Genomic DNA, 23,638 nt, shown 5'->3' on the forward strand with positions numbered 1-23,638 from the left:
TCAAAAGTTTTTTCTTGGAAAATCCGCATCAGAAGGCGTTTTTGAGCATTGTGGACTGTTTTGATGGCGAGTTTCCTTTACTCAATCATCATACTGCTCATCGGCAGGGACGTTTTGTTTGTCGACATCGATCTTCTGAGTCTCGTCGGGAACTTTGTAGCTCTCGTCCGCCCACGCACCGAGATCGAGCAAACGGCATCGTTCACTGCAAAAGGGGCGGAATGGATTTTTGTCGGAGTAGACGGTTTGATTTCCGCAGTGCGGGCAGCGGACTTTGCGTTCCTTCATGAAGGGGAAGCTAACCGCGATGTCGAGTGGAAAACAAGACGGCGGGTGTTAACCCGCCGCGAGGATCAAAGGCCGCAGGTCGGAGTCTGACAGCGGACGAGCGTGCCGATCGCGATCTTGTCGCCGTTCCAGAAGAGCTCGTAGTTGAAGTTCTGGTCTTCGATTTTACCCACGGGAACTTGCAGTTGCAGGAGTTTGTTGTAACCCGCCGAAACCTGGGGTCCGTAGGTGCGGATCTCGAAGCCCTGACTGTTGTTCACCGGGTGAATGGTGGAGGTCAGGATCATCGGATTGAACGTCCCTTGCGGATTCATCGCGACCGGCCATCCCATCAGGCTCATGAAGAACTGATCCCAACGGGGGAGGTTGTACGTGTACGACTGCTGTTGCGGATAGGCGCGGAAGATCACCGTCACTTGGTTCGGATTTTGGGGATTCACCAAGAACACAAGGTCATAGATCCCGTTCACCCAGTTCTGGCAATCGGCGTAGCCGCCGTTGTAGTAGCCACGGTTACAGACGCCCATCGCATCTTGCAGAATATTGACGACCGCACCTTGGGGCTGCAGCACCGATCCGTTATTCATGAACAGACCCGACGGGAAGTTCGCGCTTTGCGAGTAGAATCCGATGACCGAGTTCGGAGTTTGATAGACGCAGTTGTTACCCAAACAAGGAGTCTGGGGGACGACCGTAATCGGGGGAGTCGCCGGACTACCGCCCGAGCTCGAGGATCCGCAGCCCGACAGAATCATCATTCCAGCGCCCATGACGGCCACGGCCATCAGCTTCAGGGGTTTCAGGTTGATGTATTTCATGACGCTTCTCCTTGGTGTCTCGTTTCGAGACAGATTGTCCACCGATCCGACACACAAGAGTTCATTTCACTAAGGGTGCCAGCGCACTCGACACTCTTCAGGTTATGGGTGCGAAAAGAAGGGCCTTTCAGGAGCTTTTCACACCCCGAAAGTGTCTACTTTCAGAACAGGGGCGCCCAATTGGGGCCCTGTTGGTGTTGCTACTTCTTTCGCGTGCGCAGGGTTTTCAGGCGGGGCGCCCAAAGGAAAAACAATCCGGCGAGGGCGCCGCTCAAGAGCACGAGCGAAAGCCAGGTCGAGATGCTCGTACCCGAGAGCATCGGGCCGCGGAAGTCTTCGCGGTAGTGCTCCATGACCAAGCGTCCGATCGCGTGCAACGCGAACCACGTCAGAGTGAGCGCGCCCACGGGCCAGCGTTTCTTCGCGTCCCTTTCGGAGTGGTTGCGAAGCGCCGTGCGCGCGAGGAAAAACGCGAAACCGACCTCCAGCAACAGGGCGTAGATCTGCGTCGGGTGACGACCGTTCACGGCCCACGGCAGATCGCAGAAGCCGCCGTAGCAGCAGCCCGCCAGGAAGCACGAGAAGCGGCCCAAGCCGTAGCCCAAGGCCAGGACGGGGGTCAGCAGATCGAACCAACTCCAGAACGGCTGGCCGATTTTCTTGAGGTAAAGAAATCCCGCCAAGGTCGCGAGCGCCATGCCGCCGAAAAAAACGTAGCCGCCCATCCAGAACATGAAGATGGCCTGCGGGAAGCGGCGATAGTAGTCCGGGGCCTCGTAGATCACGTGAAAGAGTCGACCGCCGACGAAGCCCGTGACGACGATGATCATCGCGAGATTCAGCGCGACGGTCGAGTTCTTGTCCATCATCGCGGCCCACTTCCAGATCAGGAAGAACAGCAACGAGACGAGCAGACTCAACGAAACGAAATAGGTCGGCAGCGTGACGAAGGATCCGAGCGAAAACTCAGGAAGCATGGGGCTTGGACCCCTCGGCCGCGTCCGCGCGTCGGCCTTCCAGGAACATAAGGACGAGCAGGAGCATGACCCCACCCACGATCGCCATATCCGCGATGTTGAAGGCGGGCCAAGTGTACTTTTCCTGCAAATGGAAATCGAGGAAGTCGATCACGTAGCGGAACTGCAAGCGGTCGATGTAGTTGCCGATCGCTCCGCCGAAAACGCTCGAGAGCGCGAAGATCTGCCAGTTGTCGTCGTCCGCCACGCCTTTCAGGATCAGCAAAATGATCACGAGCGCGATGGGTGGCATGATCAGGAAGAAGTTCTCGCGGAAGATCGCGGGCGCGCTCGCCAGGAAACCGAAAGCGGCGCCGGGGTTACGCACGTAGGTGATGTTAAAAAAGCCGGGGATCACGGGGATGGATTCGCCAAGTTGGAAGTGCAAGTGCACATACATCTTCACGAGTTGATCCATCGCGACCAGAAGTGCCGAAAACGAAACCAGGATGATGTACTTCTTTTGAATCTTCATGCAGTCCCGAGTCTGGCGGGACGGTCGCGAGATGTAAAGCCGCGACGGGGTGTGACTGCGTCAAATGAATCTAACGTTTGGGGAAAAGTTCGCTCAGCCGACCGTAGCCGACCGAAACGGCCAGGCGCAAGGCCTCGGCGGGGGATTCCAAGTTGAGCTCACGCTGGATCTCCTCGAGCCAAGCTTGGCTTTTCGGGTCCAGGACGAGGTTCACGTTCGGCGCCGCCGGACGGGTCGCCATATTGAGCGAGATCTGCCCTTGAGCGGGCGGAGCCGCCGTGGGGAGCGGTGTCGGCGCGGTCGCGACCGGGGCCGTGACGGGGGGCTTGGGTGTCGCCATCGGCGGTGCCGTCGCGGCGCCCGTCATCGTTGCGGCCGGTGAAGGCGTGGCGATCGGGGCCGCCGGAGCGGCCTCTTCCTCGAACTTGCCCATCTGTCCCGCGAGTGAACGCAGCTCGTTCTTAAAGCTCGCAAGTTGGGGCAGCTCCAACGCGTCTTTTCCCTGCATCTGAGATTTGGTGAACAAGCTGATCAAGAGATCGTTGGTCGTAGCGAGTTCGCGGACTTGCGGACTTTGAGTCTGCAGCCATTCGAACGCTTTGATCAACGTATCCCGCGTGTAAGCCTGCGGGGGAAAGGGATTGGTCGCCATTAGAGCCCGGAAAAGTAAATGTGTTGGGAACTCAGTTCAATCATTGTTTGCGAATTTCTTCGCCGATATTACGTCGCGAAATCTTTGGCGTTGATGCCGTATTTCTCGATCTTCCGCAGCAGCGTCTTTTTCGGAATATTCGCGTGCAGTGCGGTCTGATTGATGCGTCCCTTGAACGTTTTCAGGGCTTTGATGATGAATTCCTTCTCGAAGGCCTCTTTTTGGGCGTTGAAATCGAGCGCGCCACCAAGATCCGTTTTGACGCTCGAATCCAGGTTGACATCGCTGTCATCGTCTTCGTCCGCCGAAAGATCCATCAAGTCATCGTCTTCTTCGGCGCTCGTCGAGGGCGTCAGCGGCGGCTGCGCGCCCGTCAGGCCACGCAACGTGATCTCATGCATCGGCATTTCCGCGAGCACGGTTCCCGTTTTCGCGAGGACCGATTCCGGCAGCGCGCGCAAGGTCAGCACCGTCGAGTTTTCCATGATGAAGGAGTGCTCCACCACGTTTTCGAGCTCGCGGATATTTCCCGGCCAATCGTAACGCTTCAGGACCGCCATCGCGTCGGGCGCGATTCCGGTGATACGTTTGCCGTGCACCTGATTGAACTTCTTGATGAACATGTTCAGCAGGTTTTCGATGTCGTCTTTACGGTCGACGAGCGAGGGCAGATAGATCGGGATGACGTTCAGGCGATAGAAAAGATCCTCGCGGAACTGACCGGTCTTCATCATCTCTTCCAGCGGACGGTTGGTCGCGGCGACGATGCGGACGTTGGTTTCGATTTCGCGGTTCGCGCCCACGGGCACGAAGACCTTCTCTTGCAGGACGCGCAGGAGTTTCACCTGCATGAGCTGCGGCATATCGCCGACCTCATCGAGGAAGAGCGTTCCGCCCTCGGCGAATTGGAATTTTCCGATTTTACGTTGATCGGCGCCGGTGAACGAGCCCTTCTCGTGACCGAAAAGTTCGGACTCGAAAAGATTCTCGGGGATCGCCGAGCAGTTGATCGCGACGAACTTGCCGTCTTTGCGGGCCGAGTTGAAGTGGATCGCGCGGGCGACCAACTCTTTCCCGGTTCCCGAGGCGCCGCGGATCAAAACGGGCGTGTCGACTTTCGACAGACGCTGGATCACGCCGAAGACCTTTTGCATCTGCTGGTTCTGGCCGATGAATTTGCGGCCTTCCTCCATCAGGACGGGCGCCGAAGCGGCGACCGAGGACATGAGGTTCTGCGCTTGCAACGCACGCTCGACGACCTTCAAAAGGTCTTCGGACTGCACGGGCTTGGAAAGGTAATTGTAGGCGCCGTCCTTCACCGCTTGGATGGCGGTGTCGATCGAGGCGTAGGCGGTCAGCATGATGACCACGGTGCCGGGATTGTGTTCTTTGATGATCTTCAGGCACTCGAGGCCCGTCATCCGCGGCATATCGACGTCGAGGATCGCGACGTTGACCTCTTGGTCTTTGATTTTTTCGCAGGCATTCACGCCGTCAAAGGCCTCGATCACTTGGAAGCGACCTTGAGCGGACTCCAGCGCGGAACGAACCGCCAAGCGCAAACCTTGGTCGTCGTCGGCCACCAGAACTTTGATCGGATTTTGACTCATGCGAACCCCTCCGCGGGTCAAAGACGTCCCGGAACATACTCGACACCGGGAAGAAACGCCAAAGATTTACCGCGTTGCGGCAAAATTTGTCTTTTTGTCAAAAGGACGGACGGGGGTGGGCCGGAACCTGAGCCGTCCCGCGAGCTTAGGTGAGGGGTTGCGCCGCCCCGGTTCTAGGGTTGGAGGGGGAGTTCGACGGTGAAGGTGGAGCCTTGGCCGATCTGGGATTCGACGTGGATGCGCCCTTGATGGAGCTCCACGAAGTATTTCGCGAGGTAAAGACCCAGGCCCGAGCCTTTGATGGGCGAGGCCTTAGCGTTCCGGCTACGGAAGAACTTCATGAAGATGTTGGCGAGTTCGTCCTGGGGAATGCCGGGGCCCTGGTCGGCCACCTGGACGACGACGTGGCCATCGCGCTCTTCGGACGTGATCAGGATCTTCGACCCCTCGGGGCTGTACTTGATCGCGTTCTCGACCAGATTCGAGAACACCTGCTTCATGAGCTCGGGGTCGATGCGGATCGAAAAGAGCGGCTCGAGCTCCGGCAGCAGCTCGATGTTTTTCACTTTCGCGAGGAACTCGTTTTTACGGATGACCGAGGTCAGAAGCTCGTTCACGTCGCGGCTTTCGGTGTGCAGCTCGACGCCTTCGGATTCGATCTTCGCGTAGTTGAGGATCGCGTTGATGAAGCGAAGCAGATCGTCGCCGCTGTTCTTGATGTGGTCGATGGCTTCGCGCTGTCCGGTCGTCAGCGGCGTCGGCGAGTCCTTCAGGATGACGTCGGTCATCCCTTGAATACGCGCGATGGGCGTCTTCAGGTCGTGCGACATCATCGAGATGAAGTTGGTCTTCAGCACTTCCACCTGCTGGAGCAGTTGGTGCTTCTGGTAGTATTCCCAGCTGCGCCGGTTCTCGATGATCAGGCGGTAGGGGATGAAGAAGTAGTAGCAGATGAAAATCGCGAGCAGCGGGTGCGCGAGCGGGAGCCAAACTCCGAACGGCATGAAGAAGATCCCGCTCAGCGCGACGACGCCGCCGAGAGTGCCCAGCAGCACCAGGAGCCCTTTCGCGGGCCGCATGGTCAGGACCGCGACGATGGTGATCAGCGAGACGATCGAAGTGATCAGGAAATCGAACCAGCTGGGGGACTTGATGGGCGCCGAGTTGCGGATGAAGGTTTCGACCATGTTCGCGTGCATGTCGAGATAGGTCATCGCGACGGGCGAGCGGTTGAACGGCGTCCGGATCATGTTGGCGAGATTTTTCTGGAAGTCGTCGCCGATCATCACGAGTTTTCCCGTGAACGTCTCGGCCGGTACTTTGCCGTCGAGGATGTCTTCGAACTTCACCGTCTTGATGGAGCCCGGGCGACCGTAGTCGATATAGGCTTGGCGCGTTCCGAGAACGTCGAAGGTGTAGCGCAGCGGCTCTTCGCCATCGAGCTTGGGATTGAACATCTGCGCGAGCTTCACGTGCCCGAGAAGCTCGTTTTCGAAATCCACCGCGACCCGACGGGTGACCCGGTCTTTCGCGAACTGCTCATTGTCCGCGGTCTTGGGAGCCGACAGGACTTTGACGAACGAGAAGGGCGCGGGGAGCTGAGGTTTGGCTTCGTCCTTCGAGGCGACCGTATCGGTTAGCTGGTAGACCTCTTCGAATTTACGGAGTTCATCCGCGAAGGCGATCTTTTGATCGTCGTCTCCGGTCGGTGAGGCGGCCGCGCGATCTTCTTCGGAGCCTCCGAGGGCCACGGGCATGATGGGAGTGACGTAGGCGATGGCGCGCGGATTCGCGCGCATGATGTTTTTGAAAACTTCCGTATGCGGGACGAACTTTGGGACTTCGAGAAAGCGATCGAGCGTCTTTCCGTCCATGAGGACGAGCACGACGTTTCCACTCGGTGTGGGCGAAGGCCGTAAGCGATAGTGAAGATCGTAGAGGTAGTATTCGAAGAAGCTGAGATCGATGAGGCGGACGGCGAAGCTCAAGAAAAGAGCGGCCACAATGAGGAGCGTAGAACGGGTCACCTTATTCAGGCGAAACAAATGGGACGGCGGTCGGATTCTCGAGGGCTTTGAGCCCTTCGGCGTTCCCGCCGTCTTCTCGGACATAAATCAATGGGTCATGTAAACGGAGGCTTCGTGCCTCCACCGCCATTACCATTGGGATCCAGGTTGAATGGAGGTTTACCGTTTCCGTTCCAAGATTGCGCGAAACTAGGTGCCTGATTTTCTTGATTCATTTTTTTCATCCTAACTCCTCTATCTGCCTATGTTAAGCCCCATCAGGTTCGATCAAAAATGATCTAGGCATAAGCATATAGGTGCGGTCTGACACCGACACCTACGTCGATACATGGTAGTGCAATTGGTTGGCCAATTCTTGATGTGATTTCTTTGAAGGTAGTTTGAGCTCGATATTTGGCGAAATCGAGTGATTATAGGTATTTAATTAAATGGTACCGAAAAGTGGACGTGGTGTCATTAGGTCACCATTACATTCAACAATGGCAAATAGGATAAAACGAACCGTTAGGCTTGCAGCGCAGCGTCGTGATTGGGGCTCGCCACGGCAGCTATGTTCCCTGCCTATGTCGCAACTGACTCTCACACTCTCTGGTGAAACTTTGACTGTCCCGATGACCCATGGAGAATCCGTTTTGGATGCCGCTCTTCGTGCCGGCCTCGATGCTCCCTATTCGTGTATGGAAGGTGTCTGCACGGCATGTATGGCACAGATCAAAGAGGGAGAGGTCGATTTCCCGGACGATACGATTCTCGATGATCGAGATAAAGCTGACGGAAAAACGCTGACCTGCCAAGCGAAGCTTAAGGTCGGTTGTGCCAAGATAGTTATCGATTACGACGCTGTTTAGTCTATTCGTAGCTTAGGAATCGTAGCTTTATCTATTACGGAAATATTCGATTTTGCGGCCAGTGATAGAACCGAGTTTTCAGACCCTAATGTCGTAAATAAATACTTGGTCGAGTTTGAGGGAGCCGCGCGTAGGATATCGAACCCAACGACCTGAGAGTTCGGGAAAATTAGATCAGAAATTACAGTCATCGGTCCGCGATATTTATTGAGATAGTCTATTGCCGTAGAGGGATCGCTCGTAATCAGTTTAGGTTCGTAATCTTCGAGCTGTTTCGAAAACATCTCTAATACATCGGAGTCATCATCTACGACGATGACTCTACCTCGGACTGAGATCTCGAATTGGTTTTTGTTAGAAGGGATCGACACCTCAACACGGCAGCCCTCATTGGTCGTGTTGATTGAAATAGAGCCTCCGATTCCCGATAGAAATTCTTTTGCGCTGGAAAGGCCGATTCCATTTCCGTTCACCTTTCCAAAGGTAGTGCCTCGAACAAAGATTCGTTCCGATATTTCTTTAGGAATGCCAGGCCCGTTGTCGAAGATGCCGATTTTGTAATTCGACTCCAGTTGTGCCAACTCAATGACAATTTTTGGCTGGAGAGTGTTTGTAGACCGTAAGGATTCAATTGCATTGTTGATGAGGTTTATCAAATGTCGTTCCAATTCGTCCTTGGCGAATGTTGAGATGGCTCTTTCAATCGCGATGCTCTTCACCACTTCAATTTCCGGAGCAACTGTATTCACATAACTAGCGAGGTCTTCGACTAAACTCACTAAATCGAAATGAACCCTTTGTTTCGAGCCAAATTGATCGCCCATTCTGTGTGTAGCGAGCAGTGAATCCGCAATTGTTGTCAGGCGATCTATTGATTTCACGGCGAGTGCTTTGGGTTTCGCAGATCCTTCCAATGAGCGAAGAGCGATATTCAGCGCGCTAAGAGGGCCTCGGATGTCATGAGCCAAGCGAACAGCAATACGAAAGGAAGCGTCGGCCTGGGCACTTCGTGAAACCACGATTCCTTCCTGCTTAAGTTGTTGAATCGATTGCTCAGCGCTGATTTTCGCGATCGCCGCATTCTTTTGTGACCGATACAGGATGAATGGCAGGACTAGGTACGGCGTGATAATCGATGAAATTAACGTCGGAATTGAGAACAGAAACATGTCGCCAAAATGGTACGCAAGAAACGGAACGGCATTCACCGTGAGAATCCAAATAAAGGCAAAAAGGCTTGTTTTGACGTTTGAGATGTTCAGAAGGACCAGCGCGAGAACGAACGTTACCGAAAACAGATATGCTGTTGACCATCGTTCGGGCAGAGTTTTCACGTATCTGCGCTCTGATAAGTTCGTAAATAAGTTAGCAATGTATTCCTGATCCCAAAGTGCTCCGCGCTGGAGTGTTGAGTTCGAGCTTCCGGATTCGGATTTGGATTCTATGGGCGTGTTGGCGATTGATCCGTTCATCGAGTCAGCAAATCCAACTAATATCAATTTGTCTTGATAACGTTCGGTTTCCGAGACGCCAAAATCTTCGTCAAAACTTCCCGGTGCGAAGTACTTGATCATGATTTGGGTTGTGCCCATGTGGTCAAATGAATATTTAAAATCCGTTGGGGCGATCGAATGCCCGTGGTCGTTTAAGAACGTAATCAAGTTCGAGACGAATCCGCTATCGTGTACCCGGAGGTTTATGTAGCGAGATTTTCGATCCCCAGGTGGTTTCATGAGATCCGAAGTCCTATCCCAGTGATCAATAACAGGTAAAAGTTCTCGGAAAAATTTGATTGATCCGATATGGCGTTCGCCATTGTCGCGATATAGAAATAGTTTCGGAATTTTTGATAACTCAGCGGCGAAATCGGCCATCGCTTTCGATGTGACATTGTCTCGCCAAGTCAGACTTTCTTCAAACAGAACGATCGCTCGCGGGCTGTAGCGTGAGATATCTTCTAACGCTTTGATGATTGCCACTCGATCCACAAGAAAGTACTCTTCCGGATTAACGCCTAATCTGCGAGTCGGTAGATTTACGACGACAAAGTCCGTACTGGGGGCGCGTTCGTTGCTTATCCTTTGCTTGATGTCGAGTGTTAGCACTTCGACACCTCGGATCGGTATTAGGTGAATTCCGAGGGAAATCGTTGCGCCGATTGTCAGGGCGATGACCAATCGATTGGCCCAGTGTTTGGCTTGAACTTTCGTGAATATCACATCTCCATAGTCGGTCTCACATCTTCAATGGAAAATGAAATTTGGACTGAATTAGTAAAAATGAAGGCGTAAAGTCGGCATTAACCTACGCATCACCCGAAAGACGTGAATTACGATGCAACCTAGACCTCGCCCCTAGACCAAGACAGGGGCGGCGCAAACGTTCTTTGCCGCCGCGCCGGAGCCACGTCATCCTGAGAGATATGTCGGCGCTTGTTAAATTTTGGGGAGTTCGGGGATCGATTCCGAGCGCGCCCCAGCCCACGCAATGGGTGAAAGATTTTGAAGAGTTGATGCGCGGATTTTTCCGCGCGGGCTTCCATAAGCCGGAGCAGATCTCGGAGTATCTCGGGGGACTGTCCGTGCCCGAGGTTGGCGGTTTTGGGACCGCGACGACCTGCGTGGAAGTGACGACGCCCAACGCCTCGATCATCCTTGATGGCGGGAGCGGTATCCGCAACTACAGCGAGGCGACTCTCCGCGCGCGAGACCGCAAGGAATACCACATCCTGATGACCCACTTTCATTGGGATCACTTGATCGGACTTCCGTTCTTCGCGCCGCACTTCATTCCCGGATTCAAGGTGAATTACTACGCGGTTCAGGACGATCTCGAACACATGATTCGGGGCAAGTTCAAAAAGCCTTACTTCCCGGTGCCGTTCGAGGCGCTCGGTGCGGACATTCAGTTTCATCGCCTGGAGCCCCGCAAGACCTTCAAGATCGGCGATCTCGATATCACGCCCTACGAGCTTGATCATCCAGATCCCTGTTGGGGCTTTCGCGTGGAAACCCACGGCAAAGTGTACTCGCATTGCGTGGACACCGAGGCGACACGCACGACGCGTGAATCTCTCGGTCCGGATTTGCCGCTCTACCAAAACGTGGACGTGATGTACTTCGATGCCCAATACACGTTGCCCGAGCTGGCCGAGAAAGCGAATTGGGGACACGGGGCCGCGCAGCTGGGCCTGGATATCGCGTTCCGTGAAAATATCCGTCACATGATCTTCGCGCATCACGATCCCGGCGCGACGACGCAGCAACTTTTTGAGCTCAAAACTCAGACTCGCGAATATTACGAGTGGCGTCTGAAAACCGCCGAAACCAATCGGTTGCGCCTTCCCGAAGTGAAGTGGCGTTACGCCCATGAAGGACTTGAAATCGATCTCACCAAGGTCTAATCCGCCTCCAATGAGGCGCACCTTTCGCGTCGCGCTTCTCGCCAGCCTCGTGCTGTCGGGAGCCGCGGTCTTTTATCTTTCCTATCTCAGTCCGCGTGCGCTCCGCTCACAGTGGGTCGAGCAGTTCGTGCGACATTATCAATCGAACCTCGCGCCTCGCCGCATGAAAGCGGCGGATTGTGATCGCCTGCTCGCGCGGGCACGACTCATGGTCGAAAGCGAAATTCGCTATGTCGCCGATTACGTGGAAATCCCGTTCCCGGAGGGCGACGTCGCGCCCGACACCGGTGTCTGCGCCGACGTTGTCGTACGCTCCTTTCGCGAAATTGGAATCGACCTTCAAGAGCGCGTGAACCGGGAGCTGAAACGGGATTTTGCCAGTTCGCCGCAGATCTGGGGCCTGGAAGGTCCCGATACGAACATCGACCACCGACGTGTGCCGAATCTGATGTGGTACTTTACCCGTGAATGGTCGCGGCGCCCGCTCTCGGAAGACAACCAAGACTACCGACGTTGCGATGTCGTCGCGTGGGATCTCGGGGGCGGGGTGACGCATATCGGGATCGTGAGTGGCGTCGATGCCAATGGCGAGACGCAACTGATCCATCACCTTGCCGAGCATCCGCAAGAGCAAGCCGTCCTGCGCCGCTGGCGAATCATCGGACATTTCGCTTACTGAGAATTGGACGTCAGGCGAGGTCGGATCAGAAGCGCGGATCTTTTTCGACGCCTTCCGCGCGCATCATCACGATCGAAGGATCCGTGTCGGGCGGAATGACGACCTCTTCGGGTCGCAGCGACGCGGGGAAGATGAAGTCTTCGGTCGGACGATGCTCTGAAAATTCACGCATGACCTGAAGCCAAACCGGAAGGGCGCCGCCACCGCCGGTCAAACCGTGGGACTGCGGCTGATCGTAGCCGACCCACACCAGCGTCAGATCGTAGGGCGTGAAGCCCGCGAACCAGGCGTCTTTGTAGTCCGAGGTCGTGCCGGTCTTTCCGGCGGACACCCACTTGAAACCCGACGCTTTGACGGCGCGGCCCGTGCCGCTGCGATTGGTTTCTTTCATGATGCCGAGGACCATACCCGCGGCATCCGCATCGTAGATTTTTTCGGGCTCTTCGAGCGGCAGAGTTTCGCTGGTGCCGTCGGCGAAAACCAAAGCCTCGAGCAGGCGCGGACGCAGGCGTTCGCCCATCCGCGCGAGGGCGATGTAGGCTTCGGCGATTTCGATGGGGCGCAGATCCATCGCGCCCAAAAGCAGGCTGGGGACTTTCGGAATTTCGCTTTGCACGCCCGCCGCGTGGAAGCGCTCGATGACGTCGTCCAGATCGCCACGCATGCCGAGAATGGCGGTCGACGCGTTCAAGCTGTTCTTCAACGCGTAGTTGAGCGTCACTTCGCCATGGAACTTTTTGTCGTAGTTCTCGGGACTCCAGGATTTTTTGTAGATGGGAAAGCTGACTTTTTCGTCGTTGATCAGGCTCAGCGGATTCAGCGACGCATCCTTTTCGAAGGCATTCAAGTAAACGAAAGGTTTGGCGAGCGAGCCGACCTGGCGTTGCGCGTCCCAGATGCGGTTGAACGGACTTTTCCGAAAGCCGCGTCCGGCGACGGCGTTCGTGATGTTGCCGGTTGCGAGATCGATGGTCAGAACCAAACCTTCGAGCCCCACGCCCTTTTCCTTCAGCGCCTTGATCTTGGGGTTCTTTTCCTCCAACGAAGCCAAGTGCTCGTTCAACGCGTTCTGCGCGCGTTCTTGGCGGCGGGGGCGCATCGTCGTGAAGACGTTCGTGCCTTCGAGCGCGTAACCCGCGCGTTTCAGCTCGCGCTCGGCGACTTCGATGAAGTAGGGAGCCGAGTCCGAGATGGCGGGCCGAGAATTCTTCGGCAGCGGAAGGGCGAGCGCCGCGGTCTTTTCGTCGGCCGAGATGAAGTCGTGTTCAACCATCTTGTCGAGCACGATCTCGAGACGTTTCGCCGCGTTTTCGGGTTGGCGGAAGATATCGAATTTACCGGGCGAGTTGAGCACCGTCGCGAGCAGCGCGCACTCTTGGACGTTCAAATCCACGAGGCGTTTCTGGAAGTAGTACTGCGAAGCGGCCTGGTAACCGCGCACCTGGAAGGGGCCGCTCTGACCGAGATAGATGATGTTCAGATAGATCTCGAAAATACGATCTTTCGAAAGATTCGATTCGAGGATCAAGGCCATCGCGAACTCTTTCAGTTTGCGCTTCATGGTCTTTTCGGAGTTCAGGAAGAAGTTTTTCACCATCTGCTGCGTGATGGTGGAGCCGCCTTGCGCGAAACGTCCGCGCGAGACGTTCACGATCACCGCGCGGGTCAGGGCTTTCCAGTTCACGCCGGAGTGTTCAAGGAAGCGGGGGTCTTCAATCGCGAGCACGGCATTCAGGCACGAGGTCGGGATTTCGCCCAGCGGAGCCCACTCTTGCAGAAGGGGTTCTCCTTCCACGAACTGCGCGATGCGTGTCGGTTCGCGCAGGGCTTTGTTGCGCGGTTGCCATGTGGCGTCCTCGCGCTCTTGCGCCCAGACATCGAGGATCACGTTCTCGGCATTGAGAACTAAAGATTGTGTTCGCAATTTCACGATTTCGGGATGCAAACTTTCGCCAACACGAAAGTTGAAACAGCGCACGCTGGGGCCACCGCTTTCGCCCTCAAAGTCCGAACTGTCGTAGGTTTGCGGCAAATGTGTGCAATCGCTTTCCGCGAAAGTCTTCGGCGGAAGTTCGAGGGCGTTCGCCGCAGGTTGATATCCGGTGCGGCGCAAGAATTCGGTGAGCTGTGGGATTGTCCACACATCGCCGCGATCGAAAGCTTCGGGTGGGGACCAGAAGGTGGTGGGTGCCAGAAACTCGCGGTTTTCGAGACGATTCTGCATCTCGCGATCGAGTCGAACGTAACCCCACACCGCACCGGCTAAAAGAACCACACTCAGACTGCTCGCGACAATCGCGACAAGGCGCCACGTTTTCATCAGTTCCCTTGACTTTAAGAGGGTCCGGTCAAAGAGTCAAAGCCGAGGAAAATCATGAAATTGACGCCTTTGCAGATGCAAAAGTTGGCTGAAAAGGTACTGGCTGCCTGGAAGGCGAACAAGGTCGTGACTTTGAAGGTTGATGAACCCGAAGTCCTCCGGGCCGCGGTCGCGGCGGTGCAACTCGACTATCAGCGCGAGGCCGCGTTGGACGTCGAGGTGAACAAGATGCTGGATCAGCTCGAACGCTCGAATCCTGGTGAATTCCAGCGCTTCAAAATGTTTCCCATGATCAAGCAGAAGCTCGCGAAGGAAAGGAAGATCGTTTTATGATCATTTCCGAAGATCGCCAAAGTCACCTCGCGCACATGATCACCGACAAAGTTTACGACGACGATCTCGTCGATTTCAGTGATGACGAACTGGCACTCCGTATCGCGAAGAAGGCGATCGCCGAATTCGTGAAAGAAGATGTCGACATCGACCTCGCCGCGCGCGAGAAGGTCGCTTCGCTCAAACGCGGAGTCGTCGAGAACAGCCCGGAGTGGGACGTCCTCTACAAGAAATATTACGAAGAAGAGAGAAATCGTCGTGGCCAAGGCTAAACCGGCAAAACAGAAGAACAAAAAAACAGCGGCCCCCAAAGCCGCGAAAAAGACCGCGCCCAAAGCGGCGAAAAAAGTCGCGGCCAAACCCGCGAAGAAAGCCGTGAAAAAAGCGGCGGCTCCCAAAGGAGCGAAGGTCATCAAGCTCCCGGTGAAGAAAAAAGCCGCCGCGCCCGCACCGGCCAAAACGCCGGCTCCGAAGGGCCCGCATTTGAAGCTCGTTGTCGACAACGCGAAGAAGCCGGCGCCCAAAGGCGATTGGTCGAAAATTCTGACTCCCCTGGACGACCGTGTTTTGGTTTTGGTTGAAGCCGGTGAACGGGTGACCCCGGGAGGTCTTTTCATTCCCGATACGGCATCGATGACGGGGAATCACCGCGGTACGGTCGTGAGCGTGGGCTCGGGTCACCGCACGAAGAAGGGCCAGTTGCGCCCCCTCGAATTGAAAGTCGGCGACCAGGTGTTGTTCAGCGAATACGCGGGCACCGAAGTGAGCCTTGAAAATCAGAACTTTAAAATCCTGCGCGAGACCGACATCCTCGGACTGGTCACGAAGTAAAGAGGAGTGCAAAAGATGAAGACACAAACCTGGTTCCGGAACTCTCTTTTGGCTCTGTTGACGATGGCGACGACGACGGCGCAGGCCCTCTCGCTCGATTGGACCGGTCACTACCGTTTCGAATACACGCAGATCGAATCGACGACGCTCGGAAATCCGAAAAATCCGAAAGCCTATTTCCTGCATAACCTGGTGCTCTCCCCCCGCGTGATCGCGGCGGACGGCATCGAGGTGGTTGCGCAGTTCTCGGTGCTGGGGAATGCGAACTATCCCGGCTCGATGGCGGGCCAATCGTTCGGGATCGCGGCGCCCACGGCTCCGGCCGGATCGAGTGTCATGGGACGTAACGCCGGTGTATCCAATCTGGAAGTGCGCCAATTGTACCTTTCGTACAACCAAGAGTACGGTCAGTTGATCGCGGGCCGCGCGCCCGTCGAGTTCGGCCTGGGCATGACCTACAACGCGGGCAACGGTCCGTTTGACGTCTGGGGCGATACGCACGATCTCGTCGGTTACAAGTTTGTCGTTGGCAACCTCTCGTTCATGCCGATGATCGGTAAACCCTACGACCCCTCGCTTTCCGCGGGCGGCGACGTGACCGATGTCATGCTCGATATCACCTACAACAACGAAGAGACCGAATCCTTGTTCGCGATTTTCTCGCAGCAGCGGACGTCGGGTGATCAGTCGAACGATGCGGGCAGCTATCTTGCGGGCACGCAAACCCGCGCTTACAACGTGCGGAACGTGAATCTGCTGATCGGTCGCGGTTGGGAAAGCTTCAAGTTCAAACTCGAAGCGGGCTTTGCGGACGGCGGAACCGGCATGGACATCGGCGGCGAAGAGCAAAAGGCGAACGGTTACGGCATCGTGACCGAGCTTGAGTTCCCGCGCCAGAACAGCAACTGGGATTGGAAGCTTCGTGCGGGCGTCGTCAGCGGCGACAACCCGACTTCGAACAACTTCGAAGGCTACGCGCTTCATCGCAACTACAACGTCGCGTTCCTGATGTTCAATCACCCCATGGGCGGTTACGATTTGTTCCGTTCGTACTTCCAGCGTCAGCGCAGCCCCGCGTGCACGACCGCGCCTTGCGCTCCCTATGCGAACGACAACGCGCTCGACGAAGAAGTGGTTTCGAACACGATCTTCCTGAACCCGTCGGTGAACTACAAACTCGGCGACCGTTGGAGCCTGCATAACAACTTCGTGTACGCTCAGTTGCAGGTGAACTCCTCGACCGTCGCGGGGAACGATATCAGCAAGGATTTGGGTTTCGAATGGGACATCGCGGCCGTATATCAGCCGCACCCGCGTTTCCAATGGGTGAACCAAGTGGGACTGTTGTTCCCGGGTTCGGCTTGGAAAGAGGGCAACGTCGATCGTGACGCCGCCTTCACTTATGGATTTCAGACGAAAGCCGCGATCAGTTTTTAATCGCATCAATACGACATCACGTCCGGCAACTTTGACGGCAACTTGATTTCAACTCGTTAGCGGCGAGCAGGGCCCGGAGGATCGCAAGATCCTCCGGGATTTTTTTAACGTCGGCCACAGAAATGGAAATCCCCGCACGAGGCGGGGATTGATTTGCCGGACTTGCGTCCGTTTTGTTTTTAAAGGAAGTGGCTTACATCCGGCCCTGGCGTTGTGCCGGAGAGAGCGGGAAGTTGCCGTTGATCCCGTTCGGAGTTCCGACCGGAGCCATCGGGTTGTAAACGCCGGGCTGCGTGCCGAAGGGACTTGCGGTCATGGTTTGACCGGGAACCAGCGGCGAGAGCGCTCCGGGAACGGCACCCATATTGGCGGGCGCGGTGTGGCCGGGAACCCAGATCTGTCCCGACGGAGCGGGCAGACCGTGAGTCAAAGAGACCGGGCCTTGGCCCGTGCCGGGAACGGGTTGAGCGTTGTTACGGACGCCTTGAGTGCGCGCCGCGAGCAGATCCGCGGGAACGGTTGCGCCGAGCTGCGGGATTCCCGCGTCGAATTCACCGTTGATCACCGCTTCGAAGGGCAAAGTCGTTCCTTGGTGAGTCGCGACCTGACGCAGGCGGGTTTCGAAGTTTTCGGTGAACATACGGAAGTTCGAGTTCGAAGACTCCAGCATGGTCCGTTGCATGGGGTTGTTCAAAGCCATCATGCAGTTCTCGCCCGAGAGCGAAGCGCACAGACGCTGTCCGGTCGCGCCGTAGGTTTCGTTCAAGATGAAGGTCTTCGCGGCGTTCGCGGCCGTGGTTTGGTCCTTCGACATGTTCAAAACCGCATTGTAACGATCACGAGCGCGGGCAACGATGCCTTGAGCCGTCGTGGTCACGAGGTCTTTCTTGATCGTGTTGTCGAATTTCTTCGGCATTTCGCTCAAGAGCGAGTCGCGGGCTTCGATGGCGGCGGCGTACTCGTCCGTGTTCGTGCCGGCCGACAGACCTTCTTTGATGGATTTCTGCAGGAACTTTTTGTAGTAAGCGTGGGCCTTCTTCACGCAAGCCTCGCGACGGGTCGAACGCTCTTCGCGTTTACGACGACGCGATCCGGTTTCTTCGTCATCAACCGAGCTCGAGCAGTTGTCCATGATCGCTTGCAGTTCGTCTTTTTCGCAGGCGATCTGGTCCGAAGTTTCGTCTTCGTCGCACTCGGAAGTGACTTCGGGAGCGCGGCGACGCTTGGGCTTATCTTCTTTGTTCTTGTCTTTGTCCTTGTCCGCGGCGGCGACATCCGCACCAGGAGTCGCGCGGCCTTTTTTGACTTCGGCGATCGCGGCTTCCGCCAGCGCGCGCTGCAAGAGCTCCATATTTTGGAAGTTGTCTTGGCTGATCGCGGGAGCTTGGATCTTCCAGCAATCCGAGCAGACGTTACCTTTCAGGTAGTAGCGGACCGATTTATTTCCGTCGCGGTCGATGATCGTGTAATCGACTTTCACGCCTTCCATCGAACGGTCGTAGCGGCTCAGATCGACTTCACCCGTGGCATTGGGGGCCGCCGTATCGGTCGAGGCGAACTGCAACTCTTGGGTCAGACCCATTGTCTTATAGTCTTCCCGCGAAATCAGGAAGAGCTCCGGATTCCAGCTCAGGTTCGCGCCCAAAGCGCCCATCAATCCGAGCATCAGAAAGTAACGAGTTGAGTTTTTCATATATGCCTCCCTGGATTTCTCCAGCGGTCTGTTTCCAACACCCTTCCCTAGGGCAAGTCCGGGGCCAGCGGCCAATGGGTGGACAGCGATCGAGCTAACTGCGCGGGACGACGGGATAATCCCGCCCTGAGACATTCGAGAATCCCTGCCCAAACTGTGGACGGGGGTTCGCGCTGTCTAACAATTTACAGCCCGGGGCCCCTGATTCGGGGAAGAGTGACATTTCTGGCAGAGAGGTAGGCTCCGCTGGACGAACAGCCAAACAGGGCTTAGATCAAAACGGTGAAATTCGTTTTCCCGCGCGCCCCGCGCCCCCAGAACCTGACCGATGAGTCGTGGAACGCATGGACCTGGCAGCTCCAAAACGCCAGCAAAAGCCGCGAGCATTTCGAAGCGCGCTTCGTTTTGACCGATTCCGAGAAGCGCGGTTTCGACGAGGGGCGCGAGCTGTTCCAAGTCCGCGCGACACCCTACTACCTAAGCCTGATCGGTGATGACGTCGACGATCCCGTCCGCCGCATGATCTTCCCGCAAGCCGCCGAGCTTGAGGTCGGCGCGCAAAGCGAAGCCGATCCTCTGGGCGAAAAGCGCAATAGCCCCGTAGCGCGCATCCTGCACCGCTACCCGGACCGCGTACTTTTTTTGGTGACGGACCTCTGTTCGGTTTACTGCCGCTACTGCACGCGCAAACACTTCACCGGCCAAGACCAGGCGATGCCCAAGGCCGACGAATACGCCCGCGCGCTTGACTACATCCGCACGCATCCCGGAATTCGCGAAGTGATCCTGTCCGGCGGCGATCCGCTGACGTTAGGGGACAAACATCTTGAGCGCATCCTGACCGATCTGCGCGCCATCGAACATGTCGAGATCATCCGCGTGGGGACGCGGATGCCCGTCGTCTGTCCGATGCGCGTGACGCCGGAGCTGGTGCGTATTCTGCGCGCCGCGCGTCCGGTCTATTTGATGACCCACTTCAACCACCCGCGTGAACTGACCGAAGAGGCCGTCACCGCGCTCGAACGTTTGGTTGACCACGGAATTCCGGTGATGAACCAAATGGTGCTTCTGAACGGCGTGAACAATCATCCCGCCATCGTGCAGGCGTTGGCCCGCCGGCTGCTGTTTTTGCGCGTGAAGCCCTACTATATGTTCCAGTGCGATCCTTCGCGCGGCACCGATCACTTGCGGACCTCGGTGGACGAGTCGCTCACGATTCAGCGTGAATTGTGGGGTACGCTTTCGGGGCTGGCGATGCCGACCTTGTCGCTCGATATCCCGAACGGCGGTGGCAAGACAACATTGGCCCCGAACTTTCTGGTCGAACAGGAAGAGGGACGCCGCGTTTACCGGGGCTGGGACGGCGTCACCGGCGAATACGTGAATCCCGATCCCGCAGGTCACCGTCTGCCTGCGGATTGGCGTGACTACGATCCGGAATGGCAGCGCACGCGCGACGCCAAAAACTGGACGACCGCCAACCGCGATCCCGAAGCCGAGATCTAATTGTTCGCTAAATAGTTCTGCGCTCGCGATTTTTCTTCGGCGAGTTCGCGTCCGAAAACCTCGTTCAGCACGCGCGCCAGTTCCTCGGCGCCGGCCAAGGGTGTCGCCTTCAAGACTTCGTCGAGCTCATCGGCCATCGTTTGCGCATTCGGATAACGCAGATCGCGCGCGACCGCGAGGGCGTTGTCCAAAACCCAATCGAGCTTCGCCTGTGCCGGATCGGGCAGCGCGTGCAAACGCGGAAGCTCTGCGCGCGCATTGAGCTGGAAGGTCTCCATGTCGGTGGCCCCCAGAAATGCGGGGCGACCGCTCAGCATCTCGCGCAGCACGAGTCCCAAAGAGTAAACATCCGAGCGTTGATCGAGCGGCTCCATGCGCGCCTGTTCGGGGCTCATGTACGAGAACTTGCCTTTGATCGTTCCGGGCTGGGTCTGTTCCAGCTGGGCTGCGGATTTTGCGACCCCAAGGCCCATCATCTTCACGCGACCGTCGCTGGTCAGGAAGATGTCGTTCGGCGAAAGATCGCGTTTGATGATGTTCAGGGGCGCGCCGCCTTCGCTGGCCTGGTGCAAACTCACCAAGGCGCGGGCGAGTTCGCGGGCGATGTAAATCGCGAGCGGCGCGGGAAGGGGCTCGGACTCGCGCTCGTCCAGCAGGCGTTCCAGCGAGCGGCCGTGCAGATACTCGGTCACGATGTACATGCGACCGTCGATTTCACCGTCCTCGACGAAGCTTTCCAGATTGGGATGATTCAGATTGCGCGCGATCGCGCATTCGTGGCGGAACATCTTTCGGAAGTCCGGCACCTCGGCCAGATTGGGATGCATCCGTTTTACGGCGTAAAGTTTCGGGACGCCGGTCTCACGTTGGGCGATGGCCAGGAAGATTTCCGCCATCGCCGAGGTGACTAATTTTTCGAGCAGAACATAAGGTCCAAAGATTTGCGCGGCCATGCCTCAACAGCCTGGGCGCCGGACCATGGATTGTCGAGTCTAGATCTTATCTTCATCGGGTTCGCGGGGAGCCGGGGCCGGGGGTGCGGTAGGCACTTCGGGTTTGCAGACCTCGTCGTACTCTTCCCACGAGTCGAAGCACATATTGGAGTCCACGGGGTCGGGCGAGGTGCAGCAGTTGCCGTCCCAGTCATCGCCCTCGCGCTCGTAATTGAAGGCCTGACGGGCGGAGGCATTGAAGCTTTGGGTCCAACCGGGGATCGCGGCAAGAATCAGGATCAACGACAATGACAGGGCTTTCATGGGGCCTCCTGCGCACGGAGTTAACGAAGCCCCGGTCCTGAGGCAAGGGGTCGGACAAGAGTGGCGCGTCAATTCACGAACAAGTGAATTAAACGCGCTCCAAGCGTGCATATTTTGCGACGAACTTCTTGATGGTTTGGTCCGCGAACAAAACGCTGACCTTCATCTGCTCGCCCATGCCTTCGGTTTGGTAGATGGTACCCACCCCGAAGGTGGGGTGGCGAACGCGCATCCCATTCGTCAGCGGCGCGCCCGCATCGGCGTCGTCCGAGAAGCTCTGCGCCTCGAAACCGCGGTCGTTCTCGCGTCCCGGCGTGCGCATCTTGCTGCGGAAGCTGTTGTCGGACACGGCAGAAGACCCGGCGTAAGAGCCGGCGCCGCCACCATATCGATCCAGGAATTTCGGCGTTTCGACCCCCGTTTGGAAGTCGAGCGCGTCCTTCGGAATCTCGTTGAGGAAGCGCGACGGGGGATTCATCTGCTCTTGGCCCCAGACGCGGCGACTGCGTGCATACGAGAGATGGAGCTTCTTGCGCGCGCGGGTCATGCCCACGTACGCCAAGCGGCGCTCTTCCTCGATGTTTTTATCCTCGCCGTCATCGGACTGCATTGACGAGGGGAACAGGTTCTCTTCCCAGCCCACGACGAAGACGTGGTTGTACTCCAGCCCCTTCGAAAGGTGCAGGGTCATCAGCGTCACCGCGCGATCATCTTGCTGAACCGAATCCAGATCCGAAACCAAGGCCATCTCTTCCAGGAAGGTCTGCAACGAAGCGTCCGTGCGTTCCTTCTGGAACTGCGCCATGGCGTTGCCGAGTTCCTCTAAGTTGCTGATGCGGGCGTCGGCTTCGACGCTCTCTTCGGTTTTCAGGCGCTGCACGTACTCGGTCTTGTCGATGACCGTGGTGTACAGATCAAGAAGCGTGAGTTGTTCGGCCAAGCCGGTCATCTCGTCGATCAGATTCAGGAAGCCGCGCAGTTTGGAGGTCGTCCCCGCGTTGAACTCGCGGTGATCGACCGCATGGCGGGCGGCGTTCATCAGGGTCATCTTGCCCTGGAAGGCCATGGCCTCGAGCTTTTCGATAGTGGTCTTCCCGATCCCGCGCGCGGGGGAGTTCACCGCTCTTTTGAACGAGATATCGTCCGCCGGATTCAGGATGAGCTTCAGGTAAGCGAGGATGTCCTTCACTTCCGCGCGGTCGTAGAAGCGCACGCCGCCCACGATCTTGTAGGGGATCGAGTTCATGCGCAGATGTTCTTCAAGGACGCGCGACTGCGCGTTGGTGCGGTAGAAAACCGCGACCTCTTCGTAAGAGGTTTCGCCGTTCGCGATCAGGCGCTGGATTTCGCGCACGACCCAGCGGGCTTCGTCGTAGTCCGTGCGCTCTTCGCGCAGCACGATCTTTTCGCCCGGGTCATTTTCGGTGAACAGTGTCTTGTCTTTGCGTTCGGTGTTGTTGCGAATCACGCTCGAGGCCGCCGAAACGATGGTATTCGTCGAACGGTAGTTCTGTTCGAGCTTCACGACCTTCGCTTCGGGGAAGTCCTTTTCGAAGTCCAGGATGTTCGAGATGTCCGCGCCCCGCCAGCTGTAGATCGACTGGTCCTCGTCCCCGACGACGCACAGGTTGCGGTGCTGCTCGGACAGCAGTTTGATGATCCGGTATTGAAGGTTGTTGGTGTCTTGATACTCGTCGACCAGAACGTAACGGAATTTTTGCCGGTATTGCTGAAGAACGTCGGGATACATCCGGAAAAGCTCGTAGACCTTCAGAAGCAAATCGCCGAAATCCAGCGAGTTCGCTTTTTTCATTTCGGCTTCGTAGTGGCGGTAGACATCCAGCGTTTGGTTGTCGATGTAGACCTTCGAGGACTTCTCGGCTTCTTGCGGCCCGTACCCCAGCATCTTCAAGTTGTTGATGCGATTTTTGAAGGTCTTCGCGGGCGTGATTTTGTCCGAGATGTTCAGCGCGTTCATGACCCGCTTGATCTGGGCGAGCTGATCGCTGTCGTCATAGATGACGAAGCCGCGTTTGTAATCCAGTAGCTCGATCGTCTGGCGCAGGATCCGCACGCAGGCACTGTGGAAGGTCGTGATCCACAGCGGTTCGTAAAGCTGCGGGCGCATATCGGTCATCAGGTCGAAGACCCGCGACTCCATTTCGCGCGCGGCTTTATTCGTGAACGTGACGGCCAGGATTTCCGAGGGCGCGGCCTTGCGCAGCTGAATCATGCGGGCGATCCGGTGGGTCAGCACGCGCGTTTTCCCCGATCCTGCTCCGGCCAGGATCAAAAGCGGTCCGTCGATGGTTTGGACGGCTTCGGCTTGGGGGGGATTCATGCCCCGCAGAAGGGGGTCGCTGCCATTTTGTGTCACCGATGTCTACCTTCTGGTTACAGGGGTTTAGGTCAGGTCGAAGACCGGGCCGTTCAGGGCTAAAAAAAG

Annotated in this window: 21 protein-coding genes; 8 read left to right on the forward strand and 13 right to left on the reverse strand. The window is 56.8% G+C overall.

The window, feature by feature from the left end; all coding sequences use genetic code 11:
• Window positions 1-81: 81 nt before the first annotated feature.
• From KF767_02065 to KF767_02095, 7 genes are all read right to left on the reverse strand, one after another.
• A complete protein-coding gene (locus tag KF767_02065; protein MBX3016647.1) occupies window positions 82-288 on the reverse strand; it encodes a DNA gyrase inhibitor YacG in 207 nt (68 codons plus the stop codon).
• 65 nt (window positions 289-353) lie between these two features.
• On the reverse strand, window positions 354-1,106 hold the full coding sequence (locus tag KF767_02070) for a hypothetical protein (protein MBX3016648.1): 753 nt from the start codon (window positions 1,104-1,106) through the stop codon (window positions 354-356).
• 200 nt (window positions 1,107-1,306) lie between these two features.
• Window positions 1,307-2,083 carry a prolipoprotein diacylglyceryl transferase gene (locus KF767_02075; protein ID MBX3016649.1) on the reverse strand — a complete coding sequence of 259 codons (777 nt, stop codon included), beginning with the start codon at window positions 2,081-2,083 and terminating at the stop codon, window positions 1,307-1,309.
• Window positions 2,073-2,591 (reverse strand): signal peptidase II, encoded by a 519-nt coding sequence (gene lspA, locus KF767_02080; GenBank protein ID MBX3016650.1) that lies wholly within the window; start codon window positions 2,589-2,591, stop codon window positions 2,073-2,075. The genes KF767_02075 and lspA overlap by 11 nt, the downstream gene beginning before the upstream one ends.
• 76 nt (window positions 2,592-2,667) lie before the next feature.
• Window positions 2,668-3,249 carry a hypothetical protein gene (locus tag KF767_02085; protein ID MBX3016651.1) on the reverse strand — a complete coding sequence of 194 codons (582 nt, stop codon included), beginning with the start codon at window positions 3,247-3,249 and terminating at the stop codon, window positions 2,668-2,670.
• 68 nt (window positions 3,250-3,317) lie between these two features.
• On the reverse strand, window positions 3,318-4,859 hold the full coding sequence (locus KF767_02090; GenBank protein ID MBX3016652.1) for a sigma-54-dependent Fis family transcriptional regulator: 1,542 nt from the start codon (window positions 4,857-4,859) through the stop codon (window positions 3,318-3,320).
• Between the two features lie 173 nt (window positions 4,860-5,032).
• Window positions 5,033-6,865 (reverse strand): CHASE2 domain-containing protein, encoded by a 1,833-nt coding sequence (locus tag KF767_02095; GenBank protein MBX3016653.1) that lies wholly within the window; start codon window positions 6,863-6,865, stop codon window positions 5,033-5,035.
• A gap of 584 nt (window positions 6,866-7,449) precedes the next feature.
• Here KF767_02095 and KF767_02100 point away from each other — a divergent pair.
• Window positions 7,450-7,734 carry a 2Fe-2S iron-sulfur cluster binding domain-containing protein gene (locus tag KF767_02100; protein MBX3016654.1) on the forward strand — a complete coding sequence of 95 codons (285 nt, stop codon included), beginning with the start codon at window positions 7,450-7,452 and terminating at the stop codon, window positions 7,732-7,734.
• Here the strand turns inward: KF767_02100 and KF767_02105 are convergent.
• Window positions 7,731-9,953: a HAMP domain-containing histidine kinase gene (locus tag KF767_02105; GenBank protein MBX3016655.1), complete on the reverse strand. Its 2,223-nt coding sequence runs from the start codon at window positions 9,951-9,953 to the stop codon at window positions 7,731-7,733. The genes KF767_02100 and KF767_02105 overlap by 4 nt on opposite strands.
• A 203-nt stretch (window positions 9,954-10,156) precedes the next feature.
• Here KF767_02105 and KF767_02110 point away from each other — a divergent pair, with 203 nt between their 5' ends.
• Both KF767_02110 and KF767_02115 read left to right on the forward strand, forming a co-directional pair.
• Entirely contained in the window at window positions 10,157-11,137 is a 981-nt protein-coding gene (locus KF767_02110) for an MBL fold metallo-hydrolase (GenBank protein MBX3016656.1), read from the forward strand.
• A gap of 10 nt (window positions 11,138-11,147) precedes the next feature.
• A complete protein-coding gene (locus KF767_02115; protein ID MBX3016657.1) occupies window positions 11,148-11,816 on the forward strand; it encodes a DUF1287 domain-containing protein in 669 nt (222 codons plus the stop codon).
• A gap of 25 nt (window positions 11,817-11,841) precedes the next feature.
• On the opposite strand, the gene KF767_02120 is transcribed toward KF767_02115, so the two are convergent.
• On the reverse strand, window positions 11,842-14,136 hold the full coding sequence (locus tag KF767_02120) for a transglycosylase domain-containing protein (protein ID MBX3016658.1): 2,295 nt from the start codon (window positions 14,134-14,136) through the stop codon (window positions 11,842-11,844).
• Between the two features lie 54 nt (window positions 14,137-14,190).
• Between KF767_02120 and KF767_02125 the strand changes: the two genes are divergently transcribed.
• The 4 genes from KF767_02125 to KF767_02140 all read left to right on the forward strand — a co-directional run bounded on the left by KF767_02125 (window position 14,191) and on the right by KF767_02140 (window position 16,737).
• A complete protein-coding gene (locus KF767_02125; protein MBX3016659.1) occupies window positions 14,191-14,469 on the forward strand; it encodes a DUF507 family protein in 279 nt (92 codons plus the stop codon).
• Window positions 14,466-14,741, forward strand: coding sequence for a DUF507 family protein (locus tag KF767_02130; GenBank protein ID MBX3016660.1), 276 nt, complete (start codon window positions 14,466-14,468; stop codon window positions 14,739-14,741). Before KF767_02125 ends, KF767_02130 begins: the two co-directional genes overlap by 4 nt.
• 268 nt (window positions 14,742-15,009) lie before the next feature.
• Window positions 15,010-15,300 (forward strand): co-chaperone GroES, encoded by a 291-nt coding sequence (locus KF767_02135; protein MBX3016661.1) that lies wholly within the window; start codon window positions 15,010-15,012, stop codon window positions 15,298-15,300.
• 15 nt (window positions 15,301-15,315) lie between these two features.
• On the forward strand, window positions 15,316-16,737 hold the full coding sequence (locus KF767_02140) for a hypothetical protein (GenBank protein ID MBX3016662.1): 1,422 nt from the start codon (window positions 15,316-15,318) through the stop codon (window positions 16,735-16,737).
• 193 nt (window positions 16,738-16,930) lie between these two features.
• Here KF767_02140 and KF767_02145 read toward each other — a convergent pair whose 3' ends face one another.
• Window positions 16,931-18,430: a hypothetical protein gene (locus KF767_02145; protein MBX3016663.1), complete on the reverse strand. Its 1,500-nt coding sequence runs from the start codon at window positions 18,428-18,430 to the stop codon at window positions 16,931-16,933.
• Window positions 18,431-18,712: 282 nt separating this feature from the next.
• Here KF767_02145 and KF767_02150 point away from each other — a divergent pair, with 282 nt between their 5' ends.
• Window positions 18,713-19,936 (forward strand): KamA family radical SAM protein, encoded by a 1,224-nt coding sequence (locus tag KF767_02150; protein MBX3016664.1) that lies wholly within the window; start codon window positions 18,713-18,715, stop codon window positions 19,934-19,936.
• Here KF767_02150 and KF767_02155 read toward each other — a convergent pair.
• From KF767_02155 to KF767_02165, 3 genes are all read right to left on the reverse strand, one after another.
• The gene (locus KF767_02155; GenBank protein ID MBX3016665.1) at window positions 19,933-20,889 is read right to left on the reverse strand and encodes a serine/threonine protein kinase; all 957 of its coding nucleotides are present in this window, start codon (window positions 20,887-20,889) and stop codon (window positions 19,933-19,935) included. The genes KF767_02150 and KF767_02155 overlap by 4 nt on opposite strands.
• Window positions 20,890-20,928: 39 nt before the next feature.
• Complete coding sequence (locus tag KF767_02160; protein ID MBX3016666.1) at window positions 20,929-21,192, reverse strand: hypothetical protein; 264 nt, start codon at window positions 21,190-21,192, stop codon at window positions 20,929-20,931.
• A gap of 88 nt (window positions 21,193-21,280) precedes the next feature.
• The gene (locus tag KF767_02165; protein ID MBX3016667.1) at window positions 21,281-23,533 is read right to left on the reverse strand and encodes a UvrD-helicase domain-containing protein; all 2,253 of its coding nucleotides are present in this window, start codon (window positions 23,531-23,533) and stop codon (window positions 21,281-21,283) included.
• Between the last annotated feature and the right edge of the window lie 105 nt (window positions 23,534-23,638).

It is taken from the genome of Pseudobdellovibrionaceae bacterium (genome assembly GCA_019637875.1).
Classification (GTDB): Bacteria; Bdellovibrionota; Bdellovibrionia; order Bdellovibrionales; family Bdellovibrionaceae; genus JAHBUW01.

Coding starts and splice junctions, on each gene's coding strand:
- KF767_02065 (MBX3016647.1), bottom strand. CDS start 288: ATGAAGGAACGCAAAGTCCGCTGCCCGCACTGCGGAAATCAAACCGTC.
- KF767_02070 (MBX3016648.1), bottom strand. CDS start 1,106: ATGAAATACATCAACCTGAAACCCCTGAAGCTGATGGCCGTGGCCGTC.
- KF767_02075 (MBX3016649.1), bottom strand. CDS start 2,083: ATGCTTCCTGAGTTTTCGCTCGGATCCTTCGTCACGCTGCCGACCTAT.
- KF767_02085 (MBX3016651.1), bottom strand. CDS start 3,249: ATGGCGACCAATCCCTTTCCCCCGCAGGCTTACACGCGGGATACGTTG.
- KF767_02090 (MBX3016652.1), bottom strand. CDS start 4,859: ATGAGTCAAAATCCGATCAAAGTTCTGGTGGCCGACGACGACCAAGGT.
- KF767_02100 (MBX3016654.1), top strand. CDS start 7,450: ATGTCGCAACTGACTCTCACACTCTCTGGTGAAACTTTGACTGTCCCG.
- KF767_02110 (MBX3016656.1), top strand. CDS start 10,157: ATGTCGGCGCTTGTTAAATTTTGGGGAGTTCGGGGATCGATTCCGAGC.
- KF767_02115 (MBX3016657.1), top strand. CDS start 11,148: ATGAGGCGCACCTTTCGCGTCGCGCTTCTCGCCAGCCTCGTGCTGTCG.
- KF767_02120 (MBX3016658.1), bottom strand. CDS start 14,136: ATGAAAACGTGGCGCCTTGTCGCGATTGTCGCGAGCAGTCTGAGTGTG.
- KF767_02125 (MBX3016659.1), top strand. CDS start 14,191: ATGAAATTGACGCCTTTGCAGATGCAAAAGTTGGCTGAAAAGGTACTG.
- KF767_02130 (MBX3016660.1), top strand. CDS start 14,466: ATGATCATTTCCGAAGATCGCCAAAGTCACCTCGCGCACATGATCACC.
- KF767_02140 (MBX3016662.1), top strand. CDS start 15,316: ATGAAGACACAAACCTGGTTCCGGAACTCTCTTTTGGCTCTGTTGACG.
- KF767_02145 (MBX3016663.1), bottom strand. CDS start 18,430: ATGAAAAACTCAACTCGTTACTTTCTGATGCTCGGATTGATGGGCGCT.
- KF767_02155 (MBX3016665.1), bottom strand. CDS start 20,889: ATGGCCGCGCAAATCTTTGGACCTTATGTTCTGCTCGAAAAATTAGTC.
- KF767_02160 (MBX3016666.1), bottom strand. CDS start 21,192: ATGAAAGCCCTGTCATTGTCGTTGATCCTGATTCTTGCCGCGATCCCC.
- KF767_02165 (MBX3016667.1), bottom strand. CDS start 23,533: ATGAATCCCCCCCAAGCCGAAGCCGTCCAAACCATCGACGGACCGCTT.